Origin of the sequence: Acinetobacter qingfengensis, assembly GCF_008693185.1 — a bacterium.
Lineage (GTDB): Bacteria > Pseudomonadota > Gammaproteobacteria > Pseudomonadales > Moraxellaceae > Acinetobacter > Acinetobacter qingfengensis.
In genome coordinates this window covers 46,547-64,079 of the sequence record NZ_VXKN01000002.1, presented here as the reverse complement: position 1 = coordinate 64,079, position 17,533 = coordinate 46,547, and the positions used below count along the sequence as shown (strand labels likewise).

Below are 17,533 nucleotides of genomic sequence, written 5' to 3'. Positions count from 1 at the left end.
AGATATATTAGATAAATTTAATGTTTGGTAAAAATTAAATCTTGATCTATAAAATTATATTATTGGATAAAAATATTTTGATTATAGTGTAATAGGCTTATTAAAAATATTTAATAGGCCTAATATATGGATAAATTTTACTGTAACTTATATTCGAGTTTTTTATTATTTGAATTAATTTCACAATTAAAATATTTTTGAAAAACTTTTTTAAAATAATGTACATTATTATAACCTGTTTTATAAGCTACTTCTTGTATAGTGCTTCCATTTTTTAATAAAAACATTGCATGTTGCATACGTAGGGTTAGTAAATAATTACCTATTGTTTTATTGGTATATTGCTTAAAGCATCGTTTCAAGTCGCATTCATTTAAACCCACACGCTTTGCTAATTGAGGAATTGTAATTTTTTGATCAAACTCTTTATCCATAATAGAAATAGTTTTTTCTATAGATACAAGGTGTGGTTCATTATAAATGTTATTATTTTCTTGTAATAGTAACCCTAATAGTTCTAAAGCTGCACCTTCTAGATGTAGTAATTCTATTTCATTTTGTGTTGATGGCGAGTTTAAAATATATTGTGATTGATAAATAATACGTGAATTTGGGCTATCAATTTGCTGAAGACAAGGAGCATTCTGGTCTAAGAAAAATCTGACTATATTATTTAGGTGTTTAGATTGAATAAAATCATGCAGTAAATTTTGATCAAAATCTATTGAAATTAGGCTCATTTGTTGATTTTGCGGCAAATTAATAGACTGAAAACCTAAACAACCTTTGCGCAATACAATGGTTGGAGATTTACAAATAAGTAGCTGATTTAAGTTATTATTTTTAATTTGAAATGTACCACTTAAAAAAATTGTCAAGCCAAAGCAGTATACTGTTGTTTCAGCACTAATTTGTTTGGGTTTTTTAAGACAAAACTGTCCTCTGCCCAAACATATCCTGCCAAAATCATATAAATCACTATATCCATTTCCAACAGAAGGATGAAAAGTATTGATCTGACATTTCGGTGAACTAGAAGATCTACTTACTAGTACATCACTAACGTGATTTAATGCTTGTCTATGAGCTACAATATATTTGGATATTTCACTGGTCATAACTATTTCAACTTTTAATAATTATTATTATCAATTAGAGTGTTTAAGTTACTTTTTGTCAATAACTTTAACATAAAATTTATTTATTTGGAGTTCTATCTTAAGGTTATTTACATAAAAACATAAGTTTATGATAACAAAAAGTTTTGTTTTTTATATTAGTTAATCTGTGTGAAGAATACTAAAGAGAAATTAAAAATTTTTAATTTCAGAATCATTCCGTATTTTTTAAAACTATTCCGTATATTGCTGTTAATTGAGAATGATCATCATTAAACTCATACAGTCAGCACAACTTCTGACAAATTTAGTTTACAAACTTATTACACATTTGTGGGGAAACAATGAAGGCTCAATTACGGTTAAGGACATCAGTGTTAATGTTAAGTATGGCAACTGTACTATTACAGCTTGCGCACGCAGAAACAACTGAGCAGGAAACAAGCAGCGAAGGGCAACAAGCCAAAAAGCTGGACGCAATTATTGTGACTGCAACCGATGACCGTGCAGGGCCAGAAACTAATTATACAGTTAAGAGTAGTACCTCTGCCACCAAGTTGGACTTAAAACTAAAAGAAACGCCACAAAGTATTACTGTATTTACCGAACAACAACTACAAGATCAGGACATCCGAGATGTTCATGAGGTATTACAGAATACTCCGGGGGTAAGTACTACTAACTTTGGTATTCCTGGTACAGGTGCCTATCGTATGATGGCACGTGGATTTGACATTGATAACTTCACCATTGATGGAGTTAAGGTCAATATGGCAGTGTTGGGTGGCGCAAGCGGCGCTGCCATCCAGGATACCTTTTTATATCAACAGGTTGACCTGATTCGTGGCTCTACAGGCTTAACCTCAGGCTTTGGTAATCCCTCTGCCAGTGTCAACTTTACTCGTAAACGCCCATTTAGTACCCCACAGGGACAGATTAACCTGAAATATGGTAGCTGGAATAATATCCGTCAGGAACTGGATTATTCTAGCCCATTAAACCAAGAGGGTACGTGGCGTGGTCGGGTAGCCTTTGCCAATGAGCAGGGGGATTACTGGATTGATCGAGCCTCACATAATGGCTTTACCCTTTATGGTATTACCGAACTGGATGTGGGCAATGGCACATTTACTCTGGGGGCCAGCCACCAGTATAAACGCTTTAATGAACTGTCTCCGCAAGGGATTGCTGGAAATTTTCAGTCTTGGGATGCAAGAAAATCAGCTAGTGAAAGGAGATCTTATTATAGTTTTAAGGATCTGAACTTATCTCGTAGTTTTAATAATGCCTCTGACTGGACTTATAACTGGTATAAAATGACCAATGCCTTTGCAGGTTATGAGTATACTCTGGATAATGACTGGAAGATTGTTGCCAATTATAACTATGCCCATAATGATAATGACAGTGTCTATGGGGCAATTGGACGGATCGGTTATTATCCAGATGATGGTTATACCTCACTAGATGTCGGACATAATAAATATCAAACTGATGTGCATAGCTTGGATGTTCATCTTAAAGGCGCTTTTGAGTTGTTTGGTCGGGAACATGATTTTGTAATAGGGGTAGATGGCTATCATAGTAAACAAACTCAATATGTGTATTCAATATTAGGCTTAGGTACTGGTTGTGCATTAAATATTAGTAAAAAAAGTGTAGTAACAGGCCTTAGTGATTTTATTAATGGTTATGGATGTCTTATTAGTCTGGATCAATGGAATAATGGTCATTTAAATAGGCCAAGTTATATTGGTGCAAATAATAGTGGTTTTTCTTTGGATGATCCTTATGGTTATTATACAAGTAAAAGTAAAGAGTTAGGAACTTATTTTGCCTTAAGATTACGCCCATTAGAAAATTTACAAATGATTTTGGGTGGACGATATTCTCATTTGGATTCATCTAAAATATATACTAATCGTAGTACTGGCTATAAGAATACTGCTCAGTATGGTGATCCTGATGTAGATGCCTTTGTGCCTTATGCAGGTTTAATTTATGAGATTACTCCTGAGATTAATGTCTATGCTAGCTATACGGGCATCTCTAATACCAATGAGTTTACACAATTCGTCTTTACCAAAGATGGGGAATATTTACCGCCAATTGAAGGTTATACCTGGGAAGGTGGTATTAAGGCAGGCTTGTTTGATGATCGTTTAAATCTGGCACTGTCCTATTTTTATATGAAACAAAAGAATTATCCAACAACTGATCCTAGTATCAATTTAAACGCTATTCCTGCTACTGCATATATTAGTACCCCAGCAGGCGGTTTAACTTTGCCTGCGGTAGCGGGTAAAGGTTATGCCATTAAAGGGGTAGAGTTTAATGTTGCAGGTGAAATTACCCCGAAATGGAAAATCAATGCAGGCTATGTTTATCAAACCAAGTCTATATCTAAAGAGCAGACTGGTACTTCTTATACTTGGTATGATACCAGTTGGGCAACTTATAATGAAATCTTCATTAATGAGTTTTTATTGCCTAAACACCAGATCAAATTATTTACCACTTATCAGGTGAATGATGATTTATTACTCGGTATGGGTGCCAACTGGCAAAGTACAGTACGAGCTTATACAGATACTTATTTTGACTCAATAGAGGCTGAACAAAAAGCTTATACCGTCATTTCAGCAATGGCACGTTATAATTTAACTAAGGATTTAACATTAGGGCTTAATGCCGAAAATATCTTTGACAAGAAATATCTTGTGAATAAAAAAGGCAGTTTTTACGGTACACCACGTAATTATACTGTAAGTCTGAATTATAGATTTTAGTAATCGCAAGTTGTAGGCGTTATAGCCAATGGGGTTATAGCATTTACAAAAACCGCTGAATTAATCAGCATAACTAACTTTATAGGTGACTTATGAAAATAAGCAAAACAACAGCATTATTACTGGCAGCTTTGGCGTCCAGTGTTGCTATGGCAGATGATCCAACTTGGACAGCACCAACAGTCGATTTTAGTGAGGCTGGAGCTACTGATGATTATGGTTATACTGGATCATTTGTACTTGATAATATCGTTTATGGTCCAGGAAGTGAGGCTGAACATCCTGCGACTGCTGGTAATAATAACTATGATGGTGATACTTCTGCCATTACTGCACCAACAGAAACCACACTGGATCTGGAAAGTTTACCAAAATATACAGTTATAGGTGGCAATACCAGAGGAACTTATAACTCTGATTCTACAGCAGTAACTGCATATCGTATCTATGTACAGGATTACTCTGCAATTGTGGCGAATAACACTCGTAGTACGACTACTGGTTTTGTGGATGGCGATAGCTACACCAAAGCCATCTATGGCTTAAGCGATCCTGCGGGTTCCATTGCCGCTATTCAGGCAGCAGGTTCCTATACTTATAACGGTGTGTTAATTACACCATCAGGTGATCCAGGCGACTTTAACTATACCATTACTGCTGCGGGTAGCACTTTAACAGGTTCTGGTACGGCTTCATTCACTTATGCAGGCGTAGGAACATTCAACCTAACTTTGGCTAGTGCGACATTATCCACTACCGATGGTTTGCTAGGCGTGACCAATGGAAATGTAACTGTAGCTGAACTATCAGGCTTAACTGCAAAGTATGATTTGGGTGTTTACGGTGATGCAGCGCAGGAAGTGGCGGGTAATATTCACACTTGGTCTGTTAACTATGGCTTAACCGATCTACCAATCATCGGGAAACGCTAATTTGTGTTTGGACTTTTAAATTAAAAAGGCTTATTTAGTGGACTAGACTAAATAAGCCTGACCCAAGACGTACATTATGATGTGCGTCTGGGTATTACTTTGTCATATTACATGACTGCCCTTGCTGGCGTACTGTTTTAAACAACATCACGTTAACTTGGGTTTGGATTCTATATTTGTCCTTATCCAGTAAAAAACTGGTTAAGTCCGATACCTATTATACATGCGGAATATTATGAAAATAAAGTCTAAGGTTATATTTTTATCTGCAATGTGTAGCGTTTCTTATGCATTTTGTGCAGACCCTGTTCAGGATCAGAACTTGATCAATGAGCATATCCCGCAATTGCAGGACAAAACAGAAATTGCTGCGCCAAGCCTAAGTAAAGGCGTACAGTCCGCATCCCAATATGAACAACAAATAAAAAAAATTACCGATGAAGATTTAAAACAGAATATAAAACTGACTAATTTTGTTGTAAATCAGGCAGTCATTCAGCAGGATTGGAAGACTTTACGCCGTATCATTCAGTTTTATAATCAGATTCCAGGCTACGACCCAATTTTATATGATTACGTTCGTGGTGCAATCTATCGGCAAGATGGTCAGCATAAACAGGCGATTAAACTGTATCGGAATATTGTCGAGCAACATCCTGACTTAAGTTATATGCGGCTGGATCTGGCTGCCATGCTGTTTGAAAATAGAGCCTATAATGATAGTCAGACTGAGTTTGAACGGGTCTTGAAGGATGATATTGTGCCTAATGCCCGAACCAAGGCACAAGCCTATTTATCTGCCTTACGTCAGCAGGATCGTTGGAAAAGTAAAGTGGCAGTGAGTTATGGTTATAATTCAAATATTAATAATGCCACTAATAATAAATATCTATACATCCCTATCGGTACCAGTGGTTATTACTGGATTTTAACCAGAGATGCCGAATCATTACCGCAGTCGGGTCATGTGGCAGGTTTATCCTTCTCTACAAATAAAGATTATAATGTACAGGGTAATCACTTTATTAATCTGTCTGTAGACAGTAATGCCAATATTGTGAAGGAGCATCGGGAATTTAACGATGCCAATGTGACATTATCAGCTACTTATAAATATCAGGATATTGATTCATGGCTGGAAGTAGGGCCGTGGGTAAATCGAGCTAATTATCATCTTAATGATATTGGTAAACTGGATTCTATTGGTTTTTCTACCCAATATGGTCATTGGCTTACACCTAAATGGCAAATGATTGTATCGTCCAATGCCTTAACTCGTAAATATGATAATCCATCTTATAGTGCTGCCTATGATGGTGAAACTTATATATTTTCTACTGTACTTGCCCGTGTGATTTCCCCTCGTTTCGTGGTCTATGCCAATCTGGGCGTACAAAAAGATGATTTAAGCAATAAAAATGAATCATCTAAACGATTTAGTAGTTTACTGGGGGTGAATTATGGTTTTAAAAATGGAATTCAGACTTCATTAAGCACCTCTTATGCCTATAGAAAATTTGATGGTATTTCGGTCTGGACGGGATATAACCGTAAGGATGATGAATATCAGATTAATGCCAGCTTATGGAAACAGGATTTAAAATTTTGGGGTATCACACCAAAATTTCTGGTTAAACTTTCCAAAACAGACAGTAATGTCTATGTAAATGAAAAAGATAAGAGAGAGTTTCTTATTCGATTTGAGAAGGATATTTAATCATGATGCAAACTAAAACAAAAGTAAATATGTTTTGTTTTCCACCAGCAGGCAGTGGTGCTGTGATTTATTATCCGTGGAAAAGGCATGTGGCAGAATGGATAAATATTATCCCTGTGGAATATCCAGGTCATGGTGCCAAAGTAAAGCAGGAATTAATTAATGAGCCAGAAGTCTTGGCAAAAGTTATGTTGCAGGATTTATCGGATAGTGCCAATCAACCCTTTATTTTATTTGGGCATAGTGTTGGGGCCGCTTTATTATGGCGAGTAGTGGAGCTGTTAAGTCCTGAGCAATTATCAAACCTAAAACTGATTGTGGTGAGTAGCCGACCAGAATATGAATTTATCAGGGATATGCCAGAAAAACATGCGCTTACACAGCAAGATATTCTTGGTGAATTAAAAAAATATAATAATTTCCCACAGGAAATATTAAACCATCAGGATACGTTAAATTTCTTTTTAAAAATCATCAGAAATGATTTTCATTTAAGTGATCGTATGTTGCATGATCATATTGCCAAAAAGAATATTCCTTTACTGGCTGTATATGGTGTAGATGATCCTGATATTCCAGATATTGATTGTATGAATGGCTGGAAAAACCATAGTGAAAAATGGTTAGGTGCTTATGCACTGGAGGGAGATCATTTTTATTTTAGAAATGAAAAATCAATGCACAAGATGCTTGGCATTATCTCTGATGCTGTATCGGAAATTGTTGAGGAAGCTTATGGTTAGATTGTGAGGCGAAAGATTAAATCATGAATTAAGTTCAATCAGGAGTTATCTATGTTAGCAACAAAAGCTGTGAAGATAAGTGATTATACTTTACCCATTGCGGTAATGAATCACCCTGTACAAAAGATTCGTATACATGAAGTGAGTATGGATCTGTGTGATTATTCTAGTGTTGATGATTATTATCTGAATTATGGTATCGAATTACCTGAACATGCAGGTAATATCTCCATACAGAGAAAGACAGAATATTTTATAGGACGTCTGGCTGCACAAAAAGCTTTATTCAATTTAACCCAGACACAATTTAGCGTAAGCAGAGGAGCGCATTCAGAACCTGTATGGCCAACAGGTGTGGTCGGTAGTATTAGCCATGCCATGTTTGATAAAACCAGAGGTTATGCCATATCCAGTGTTTTAAAAAATAGCGATGTATTGGGTATGGGAATTGATGTTGAACTCATATCCAGTCAGGTATTTTTTGATTCTATCCGTAATATGGCGTTGTCTGGATATGAAACAAGATATATAACATCACGATTTGATGATTATCAATTGATGGGTCTTGCTATATTTTCTGCGAAGGAAAGTATTTATAAAGCAATTCCATGTAAATATCAGCAGGGTATTCATTTTAAAATGCTTAATTGCCTGTCAATTAATCGTGAACAACAGATTATGGAATTTCATATTCCTAGATTAAAAGAGCTAAATTTTGTTGAATCGTTATATGTTGGTTTCCATATTCATACTGAAAAAATAATTACAGGCTGTTTAATGTTTAATCATAAGCATGCTGCCACAATGGATAATCCTGTGTGTTGCTAATTATCCAGAACAATAAAGTGATTACCTGATCATATAATTTAGTATTTAGAAAATGATCAAAGTAATTTAAGTCGTTATTTTTATATTTTTCATAATGTTGATTTAAAGGGTAGCTTTTATGGCACTTTGGAATCATTCATGCTGAAAAATATAAAAATTAGCATAAACCTTTTGTAAGTTTGAAAGTAAGAATTTGTTTTTAATGAATTTTATTATCTAAGAAAGCAAATGGCACACTGGACTACAAGAGATCTATATAAAAATATGCGAGGGCCTATGAACAAGATTATCTCTGACTTTGTTAATCATGTTAATGAAGACATAAGCGTTAAGAATTCTTATTTCTCAACGCAAGATTATGAAATTTATGCAGATCATTTCGTACAGGAAATTACGACATCTGCACAGGATGGTAATAAATTAACTGAAGAAATTGCTTCTGCTTTTGCTGCATTAAAACAGCAGGGCTATGAACGGCCAATTTTAATGGGAGCAATTCCATTTGATACTTCACAGCCTTCCTGTCTGAATGTTTATGCCAATTACCAGAAAACTAAACCACAGCATGCCAGACCACAGCAGGTAACGGATGAGTTTAATATCAGGAAAAAAAGTCCCGTAGTTGCACAGAATAATTTTGAGCAGGCGGTAGAAGCTGCTCTGGATGTTTTTGCTGCAACTGAAATAGAAAAAGTCGTGTTGTCACAGGCGGTGGACGTGGAGTTTGATCAGGCCCATGATGCCTTGTTTTTGGCAAGAAAACTGGCACAGCAGAATCCACATGCCTATGTATTTTCGGTTGCGTTAAATCACGGCCAGTATTTATTGGGCGCTAGCCCTGAATTATTGTTATTTAAGGATGCTGATCAGGTGATTAGTAATCCACTGGCTGGTTCCAGACCAAAAACCCGACAAAGCGAGATTGATTCACAGCATAAAACTAATCTGGAAAGTTCTGCCAAGGATCAATATGAGCATCGTATGGTGGTTAATAATATTGCCCAGAATATTGCGCCATATTGTTATGAATTATCAGTTTCAGAAGTACCGCATATTCTGGAAACTTCCACGATGTTTCACTTGTCCTCCCTGTTCAGGGGGAAGTTGCGGGCAGATTCACCCAATGCTTTAAATATTGCCCTGAAATTACATCCTACACCAGCAGTGTGTGGTACACCGACTGATCTTGCCAAACAATTTATTCTGAATAATGAAGGTTACGACCGTGATTATTATGCTGGTTTGGTGGGCTGGATGGATGCAGAAGGCAATGGTACGTGGATCGTGACGATCCGTTGTGGATTACTGGATCGACAAAAAATGCGCTTATATGCAGGTGCAGGCATTGTATCTGGTTCCAGGGCAAGGGAAGAGTGGCTGGAAACAGAAGCCAAAATGCAGACGATGTTAAATGCCTTTAATTTAAAAGCTTAACAATTACTAAATAATGACTGAGAACAGACCTATGAGCATTCCATCTTTAATTGATTATCAACTGCCTGTATCAGGTGAATATCCATTATCTAAAGTAAAATGGAAGATTAATGTAAATTCAGCAGCGTTATTAATTCATGATATGCAGGAATATTTTCTGGATTATTATGATCGTGATAGCCAGTTAATTCGGCAAGTTATTCAGAATATTAGTGAATTAAAACAATGGTGCAAGCAAAATAATATTCCTGTTTTTTATACTGCTCAACCTGCGATTCAGGCCGATGACGATAGGCAGTTACTGAATGATATGTGGGGTCCTGGAATTACGGCACATCCTGAACGTAAACAAATCGTTGCTCAATTGACTCCCGAAGATAATGACAAGGTACTGGATAAGTGGCGATATAGTGCATTTTTCCGCTCCAATTTAAAACAACAACTGGCCGAACAACATAGAAATCAACTGATTATTTGCGGTGTATATGCCCATATTGGCGTGTTACAAACGGCTGCTGATGCTTTTATGAATGGTATTCAACCCTTTGTTGTATCTGATGCTGTAGCGGATTTTTCTCGTGATGATCATCTTTATGCCTTGAGATATGTTCAGAGAAATCTGGGGATGGCAAGTGAATTAACCCAGATTATTCAGTAATTTATGTTTTAGTCCAGTGTGGTAAAAAAAGGTATCTGCAATGAGTAATGTGTTCAGGAATAAAGTGGTATGGGTGACTGGTGTGAATCAGGGAATTGGCGCTGATGTCATGCAGCGATTGATTGATCTGGACGCAAAAGTTGTCGGGTTTGATATTTTCAGAGATCAGGTGGCTGCGGAATATCAGCATTTGGTTCATTTATGTGATGTCAGGGATTCCGAACAGGTGATGAATTTATGTCAGCAGTTATTACAGAGCGCACCACCTGATTATTTTGTCAGTGTGGCAGGGATTTTACATCTGGCGGATCATGCACAAATTTCTATACAGGACTGGCAGGATACCTTTGCAATTAATACTTTTGCTGCATTTTATTTTTTAAAAGTCCTGTCCAGTCATTTTCGTCAACAGCAGCATGGTGGCATTGTCTTTGTGTCTTCCAATGCAGCCAGAATGCCTCGGGTGAATATGTCAGCTTATGGTGCATCGAAGGCAGCCTTGACCTCTTTTGCCAGAACTGTTGGTCTGGAGTTGGCACAGTATGGCGTTCGGGTCAATATTGTATCGCCAGGATCGACCCTGACCCCTATGCAATATCTGTTATGGACGGATGAAAATGCAGAACAGAGAACGATTCAGGGTGATCTGAAAACTTATAAAACAGGTATTCCATTACAAAAAATTGCTAAGCCTTCTGAAATAACCGATGTCATTTTATTTCTGTTAAGTGATCAGGCTTCACACCTGACTATGCAGGATATTGTGGTAGATGGTGGCGCAACGATGGGCGTATAAAGCATTCAGCTTTGTCCCCAAAATGAATATAAGCAGGTCAAAAAATGAATTTGCAATTAGAAATATTTGAACAGGTTTGTGATGTGCTGGATCTGGGTAATGAAACTCTCGCCAGTGACGATAATTTAATAGAATTTGGCTTAAATTCCCTGAGTATTATGAAGCTGGTTGATCAGTTTGAGCAAAAATATGCAAAGGATTTATCCTATACGGATTTTGTTATTTCTCCCACTATTGAAGATTGGGTCAGACTTGTTGCAAATCTGGATCATGCAGATTGTCCAGAATCAGATCGTGCCGAACAGGAAAAAGCAACCACAAAGTCAATAGTAGTAAAGGAAAATATCAATACCTTGCGCCAGTTGTCTGATATGCAATATGCCTACTGGGCAGGTAGACAGGCAGGGGATGCCGCAGCACATTTATATGTCGAATTTTCTGCTCCACAATTGCAATTACCCCGCTTACAAGCAGCATTACAAAAACTGATTTATGTTCATCCAATGCTTAGATTGAGCATTAATCAGGATGGTTTACAACAAATTAAAGCAAATGTTGAAGTCAGAATTCGTCAGGATGATTTACGTTTATATCAACCAGCACAGGTTACGGAATTTTTACATCAAAAACGCCAGCAATTAAGCCATCAAAAACTGGATTTACAGGCAGGGCAACTTATTGATATTAGCGTGTCGTTATTACCAGAAGAAAAATATCGTATTCACATTGATATAGATATGCTTGCCGCAGATCCGCAATGTTATTTACAGGTAATAGAAGATTTAAGCCGTTTATATCATGATGAAAATGCTTTAACAGTACCGCAGCGTGTTCAGTATTTTGATTATCTGGATCAATTACAGCAATTTTCCAGTGAGAATAAACAAGTTGCAGAAGATAAAATCTGGTGGCTAGATACTATTCAGCATACTTTTCCTGCACCACAATTACCATATCAGTCGGCATTACATATACAGGATGAAAATTATTTTGATAGCTTTAGTGATCATATTAATGAAAATCAGACCCGTAAATTAAATCTTATTGCTGAGCAATGGGATATTTCATTATCGGAATTATTATTGGCAGCTTTTGCCCTGACAATTGCACAATGGAATCAAACCCCACAATTCAGATTGAATTATCCTGTATTTAATCAACATATTGCAAATACATCGTTTGAAAATGTGGTTGGAGATTTTGCTAATTTTATTTTACTTGATATAGATGTTAAGCAAAATCAAACTTTTGAGCAATTTTGTACTCGTCTTGCCAGTCAGTTAAAACTTAGATTACAACATACGCATTATGCTGGTATAGATATTTTGCGGGATTTATCCAGACAGCACAATCAAACAGAAACTGCCCCTGTTATTTTTAGTGCATGTCTGAATGATCAGCAGCATTTATTTTCTTCACAAGTCACAGAAACACTGGGTCAACCGATATGGGCGTTATCACAAGGGCCAAAAGTTAATCTGGATTCACAGATTTTTGCCTTTATGAATGGGATATTAATTAATTGGGATGTAAGGCTTGGTGTATTTAAAGATCGACAAATTATTGCGGATATGTTTAAGCATTATACAGATTTGATCCATTATATTGCAGAATCAGATTCGATTGCCAATAAACAACTGCATCAGATTTTAGCATTGTATTTAAATCAGCAGGACAAGGTGGATTTTGTAGCAGGTCGTGACAAAATATTCATTAAGCAGCTTGAAGCTATTGTGCGACAATCTCCAGATCAGATTGCCATTACAATACAGCAGCAAAAGATCAATTACCAGCAGCTATGGAATATGATCGTCACCAGTACGAATTTTTTACAGCACCAAGGTATTCAGCAAAATGCTGTGGTTTATCTATCCATAACAGATCAGTTATGGAAAATAGTTAGCCTATTGTCTTTAATCAATCTTGATGTAAAAACCATTATCCATACTGAACATCAAAATCAGGGGGTTAAACGTGAAGATCATGAATACTGGACAATTACGGATCATGACGATTATGTTCTGACGCAAAATAATAATATTGATTTATCAGCATTAAAAAATCATTATCTTGCTGAATCAACAGCTCAAGAAATGATCCTGGATTTGAATTTTTATCCGTCATTTCAGCATAGTCAGATTTTAAATACTTCACAGCAGGCGATTGATTTCCAGTATATTGCCAATCAAGCTGTTGATCTTCTAGAAATTTCTGAATTTTCACCTCAAACACAATTGCTCATACTGGATCATGTCGTGACGGATTTATGGTGGATTGATGCATTTGCTGTATTGTTAAAAGGAGGCAGTATTCATCTTTATCAACAAGATATAACGAATATGGCAAAAATTTCAGCATATATTCAATACAATAAAATCAATACATTAAAAATGGCAGCCGATCATTTATATGAGCTTGCTAAATTTAATCAGAATGTGATATGGCAACTTGAAAGGGTATTGTTCTGTTACCAATGTAGTCACTGGAAATTAGGTGAAATTCTGAACAAGATTAATCCAGAAATCCATTTAACTGGCTTGATTGCAAATCTGGATCATGCAATTTATATAGGTTATAGTAGAATTGAACATGGCGATATAAAAAATAAAATACGCTTGAATCAGTTTAATATATGGCCTAGTTTAAATTTACAAATAAAAAATCATTTCTTATTCCCTTGCCCAGTTGGCGTTGAAGGGAAAATATATTTAAATTTCCCTGAATATGTAAATCAACATGATCAGGCACAACAACACTGGGTCAAAACAGCCGATAGTGCTTATTATTCTGCTGATAATAAAATTATTTTGTGTGGTAATAAAACTCCAGTATTTCAGGATGATCTTGACCTTAATGATCTGGAACAGATGATTTTAAATACTGGAACAGTGGAATATATTAAAATATTTGAACATCATTCGGTATTGTTTGTGGCAGTAAGTGCGGTAAATCTGCAATATGATCTGTTTAAACAGCAAATGAATGGACTACTGCAAAATAATATATTTAAGAAAATTGACGTTAAAGTTGTGATTGTGGATGACTTTCCATTACAAAAAACAGGTGTTATTGATCCTGATTTAATTGATATTGAAGCTGGTTATGATCTTAATCTTATGGAAGATAATCATTCCAGTTTGGAAAAAACCATTACTTATATTTTTTCCAGAATTACAGGAACAGCAGCTGCCGATATTGCCAGACAGGATGATTTTTTTGATCTTGGTGGTGATTCATTACTTGCCACACATCTGGCAACGGTTATTAATAAATATTTTCAGGGTGCAAATATTACAGTCGTTGATGTATTTACGCAGAGAACGGTAAATGATATTGCACAGCTTATTTATGAAAAACTGGCTGAAAAATCTCAAATTATCGCCGAATTATTTTTAGAATATGCAGGAGTTGAAGAATGAAAAAATCCAATGTCAAACAACTCAATCCATTGCAAAAAGCCTATCTACTGGGAAGATCAGAGGTATTGCCATTAGGTGGTTTTGCCATGCATGATTTTCGGGAGTTTCATGGCAATATTGCATCGGCTAAATTGCAACAGGCTATAGATACGGCAGTTTTACACACGCCAGCCTTAAGAACTATCATTGATGATGTAAATTTAACACAATATGAATATGATGCTATTGCGTCCAGATTTGAAATCATTGATTTATCATCATTGAGTATTGAACAAGCGAATGATCAACTACATCAGATCAGACGGCAATATTCTACTAAAACGCATTCTCTATCTGAGCCTTTATGGTCTATTTGTTTGGTACAGTTACCTGAAGGTCTGGAACATCGCTCGGTTGTATTGACTAGTTTTGATGGGCTTATTCTGGATGGTTTTTCTATTTCAAAATTATTGTCTAATTTGTTTTCTGATAGTGATGCCATTCTAGAAAAAACACCAGATACGACTGATAAAATACCTGCCTATTTTTTAAATAAACCACAAGATAAGCAATATTGGGAAAAGAAAGTTGCCAGCTTTAATGGATTAAGTTGTTTACCCTGGAAAACTGATTTAAATCAGCTTTTTGCTGTTAATCATGTACGGCAAGGTATTATTGTTGATAAAACTCAATGGTCAGAGATTTCAAGACAGGCAGCAAAATATAAATTATTGCCGAATGTTGTTTTAACTGCAATTATTCTTGAACAGGTAGCAAAATTTACTCAGGAACAGTATTTATTGATTTCCATGCCTGTATCAGATTCTTCCTTATCGAACAAAATTGCTAATTCTTCCAGTTTTATTGTGATTGATTATGATGTCAGGAATCCATCTAATTTTATTGATAGGGCAAAAAAATTACAAAGTGATATTTTGTATGCAATGAGCCATATTTCTTTTTCAGGAATAGAAATTGCAAAACTTTTAATTAAAAAATATGCAAAAACCATCGTATTACCTGTTGCATTTACCAATGGATTATCATGGGGAAATGCTTTTCAGACAAAAGAGCTATTTTACCATTCGGGATTAGCCAGAACGCCTCAATTGGCTTTGGATATAAGAGTCAGCCTAAGCAGAGATGCTGATATAGAAATTAATTTTGATTATTGCAACACTGCACTAGATGATGGTTTTATTCAAAGAATTCTAGAGCAGATTCAGAGTGAATTTTCGCAGTTTAATCTGGCAGAACAGGTAAAATTTGATCAAAATAGATCAAATATAACAGCAAATCAGCATACAAAAAATGAAATACAGGTTCATGATTATTTAGCTGATTTAATGCTGAAACTGCAAAATTCACAGAATAAAATTGCATTAATCTTTGATCAGAAAAAGATTAGTTATAAAACACTGGCCAGCAATGTAGCTAAATTACAACAGGCCTTTAGGCAGAGAAATTTGGGAAGATCTTCTGTTGTTGCAATTTGCCTGCATAAAAGTCCTGAGCATATTTATACTACGCTTGCCTGTACTTTATTGGGTATTATCTGGGTGCCAATAGATATGGCATCACCAATAGCTAGAATTAATTATCTATTATCTAATTGTGGTGCGGATCTGGTGGTATCTGAATCCAGAATCGAAAATTTTCCTTATCTGGATATTCAACAGGTATTACAACAACAAGAAAATTATGCACTGATTTCTGATTATGTAATAGATGAAACACCAGCGTATTATTTATACACTTCGGGCAGCACAGGTATGCCGAAATGTGTGGTCTTAAATCAACTTGCTACGGCGAATGTCGTGCAGCAAACCATAGCAAGATGGCAAATGAATGAGCATGATGTTTGTATGGGAGTTACACCATTTCATCATGATATGTCGGTTTTTGATATTTTTGGCAGTTTATCTATTGGCGCAACGCTGGTTTTACCAACACCACAAGACAGTAAAAATGCTATGGCTTGGGCACAACTGGTCAGCGATTATAAAATTACAATTTGGGTTAGCGTTCCAGCCATTGTTGACATGCTCTTGATGTGTGCCCAACCGCATCAGATCCAGTCATTACGATTAATCGCTCAGGGGGGTGATTTTGTTAAACCTAAAGTGATCCAGAATTTACAAAAGCTTATTCCAGCAATTCGCCTATTCTCTTTAGGTGGGCCGACAGAAACAACCATATGGAGTATCTGGCATGAAATTACTCATCAGGATCAGGACATTATTCCATATGGTAAGGCATTAAAAAATAATGATTATTGTATTCTGAACCCACAATATCAACCCTGTGCTATTGGTGACGTAGGCAGTATTTGCATGTCTGGAATCAATCTGGCAAATGGTTATTTAATTGATGGTAAGTTATCAGATAATGATTTTATTTATATCAAGGATAATGTAGGTCAATCATTAAGATTATATAAAAGTAGTGATAAAGGATACTTGCGGGCAGATGGTAATATTATTTTTGTAGGACGGGATGAAGGTTATTTAAAAGTTAAAGGTGTTCGAATATCTGCTTTTGAAGTAGAAAATAAAATAGCTGAACATTATAAAATTCAATCAATTGTTATTTTGGCCTGTTTTAACCCTATATATGATGGCAATGAGTTGGTCGCAATTTATACAAGTAACTTTGATCAAGCTATTGATATTTTAAGTATAAAAAACTGGTTGAAACAGGAACTGCCAGTATCTCATATTCCAACCCGATGGATTAAATTATCTGAATTGCCCTTAACCAGAAATGGAAAAATTGATCGTAAACAGTTACATGAGCTGGTTAAAGAACACATTAACTTTAATCATCAGGATATTGTAAAGACTATAACAGAAGATTCTACTCCCAAGCAATCCAGACAAAATAGTAATGTCTTTGAAATATTATGTGAATTACCGGTAATTCGAAATCATACTGAAAATATAGTCCTTGATAGTCATATTATTTCTGTCGGTATCAGGATTAAACAATTGAATGAAATAGCAAAACATTTTTCAAAACAATTTAATATATCTGTAGATGTGAATAATTTGGCAAAATGCCAAACTATTCATGACATCGTAGAATATATTGAAAAGCAAATTTGAGTATTAATAAAAAGGA

11 protein-coding genes are annotated in these 17,533 nt (G+C 35.7%); 10 read left to right on the top strand and 1 reads right to left on the bottom strand.

Features of this window, described 5'->3' with window-relative positions; genetic code table 11:
- Positions 1-137: 137 nt before the first annotated feature.
- Positions 138-1,118, bottom strand: coding sequence for a helix-turn-helix transcriptional regulator (locus F4V57_RS02860; RefSeq protein WP_150330537.1), 981 nt, complete (start codon positions 1,116-1,118; stop codon positions 138-140).
- Positions 1,119-1,462: 344 nt separating this feature from the next.
- Here F4V57_RS02860 and F4V57_RS02855 point away from each other — a divergent pair, with 344 nt between their 5' ends.
- From F4V57_RS02855 to F4V57_RS02810, 10 genes are all read left to right on the top strand, one after another.
- A complete protein-coding gene (locus F4V57_RS02855) occupies positions 1,463-3,907 on the top strand; it encodes a TonB-dependent siderophore receptor (RefSeq protein ID WP_081409214.1) in 2,445 nt (814 codons plus the stop codon).
- Positions 3,908-3,999: 92 nt separating this feature from the next.
- Positions 4,000-4,839 (top strand): factor H binding protein domain-containing protein, encoded by an 840-nt coding sequence (locus tag F4V57_RS02850; protein WP_070070013.1) that lies wholly within the window; start codon positions 4,000-4,002, stop codon positions 4,837-4,839.
- 235 nt (positions 4,840-5,074) lie between these two features.
- On the top strand, positions 5,075-6,556 hold the full coding sequence (locus F4V57_RS02845; RefSeq protein ID WP_171257542.1) for a surface lipoprotein assembly modifier: 1,482 nt from the start codon (positions 5,075-5,077) through the stop codon (positions 6,554-6,556).
- 2 nt (positions 6,557-6,558) lie between these two features.
- Positions 6,559-7,299 carry a thioesterase II family protein gene (locus F4V57_RS02840; protein ID WP_070070011.1) on the top strand — a complete coding sequence of 247 codons (741 nt, stop codon included), beginning with the start codon at positions 6,559-6,561 and terminating at the stop codon, positions 7,297-7,299.
- 51 nt (positions 7,300-7,350) lie between these two features.
- A complete protein-coding gene (locus F4V57_RS02835; protein WP_070070010.1) occupies positions 7,351-8,127 on the top strand; it encodes a 4'-phosphopantetheinyl transferase family protein in 777 nt (258 codons plus the stop codon).
- A 276-nt stretch (positions 8,128-8,403) separates the two neighbouring features.
- A complete protein-coding gene (locus F4V57_RS02830; RefSeq protein WP_070070009.1) occupies positions 8,404-9,561 on the top strand; it encodes an isochorismate synthase in 1,158 nt (385 codons plus the stop codon).
- 31 nt (positions 9,562-9,592) lie between these two features.
- Positions 9,593-10,219: an isochorismatase family protein gene (locus tag F4V57_RS02825; RefSeq protein WP_070070008.1), complete on the top strand. Its 627-nt coding sequence runs from the start codon at positions 9,593-9,595 to the stop codon at positions 10,217-10,219.
- 40 nt (positions 10,220-10,259) lie between these two features.
- Positions 10,260-11,015, top strand: coding sequence for a 2,3-dihydro-2,3-dihydroxybenzoate dehydrogenase (gene dhbA / locus F4V57_RS02820; RefSeq protein ID WP_070070007.1), 756 nt, complete (start codon positions 10,260-10,262; stop codon positions 11,013-11,015).
- A 44-nt stretch (positions 11,016-11,059) separates the two neighbouring features.
- Positions 11,060-14,434, top strand: a complete 3,375-nt coding sequence (locus tag F4V57_RS02815) for a condensation domain-containing protein (RefSeq protein ID WP_070070006.1) — start codon at positions 11,060-11,062, stop codon at positions 14,432-14,434.
- Positions 14,431-17,517: an AMP-binding protein gene (locus F4V57_RS02810; RefSeq protein WP_070070005.1), complete on the top strand. Its 3,087-nt coding sequence runs from the start codon at positions 14,431-14,433 to the stop codon at positions 17,515-17,517. The genes F4V57_RS02815 and F4V57_RS02810 overlap by 4 nt, the downstream gene beginning before the upstream one ends.
- The last annotated feature ends 16 nt before the right edge of the window (positions 17,518-17,533 follow it).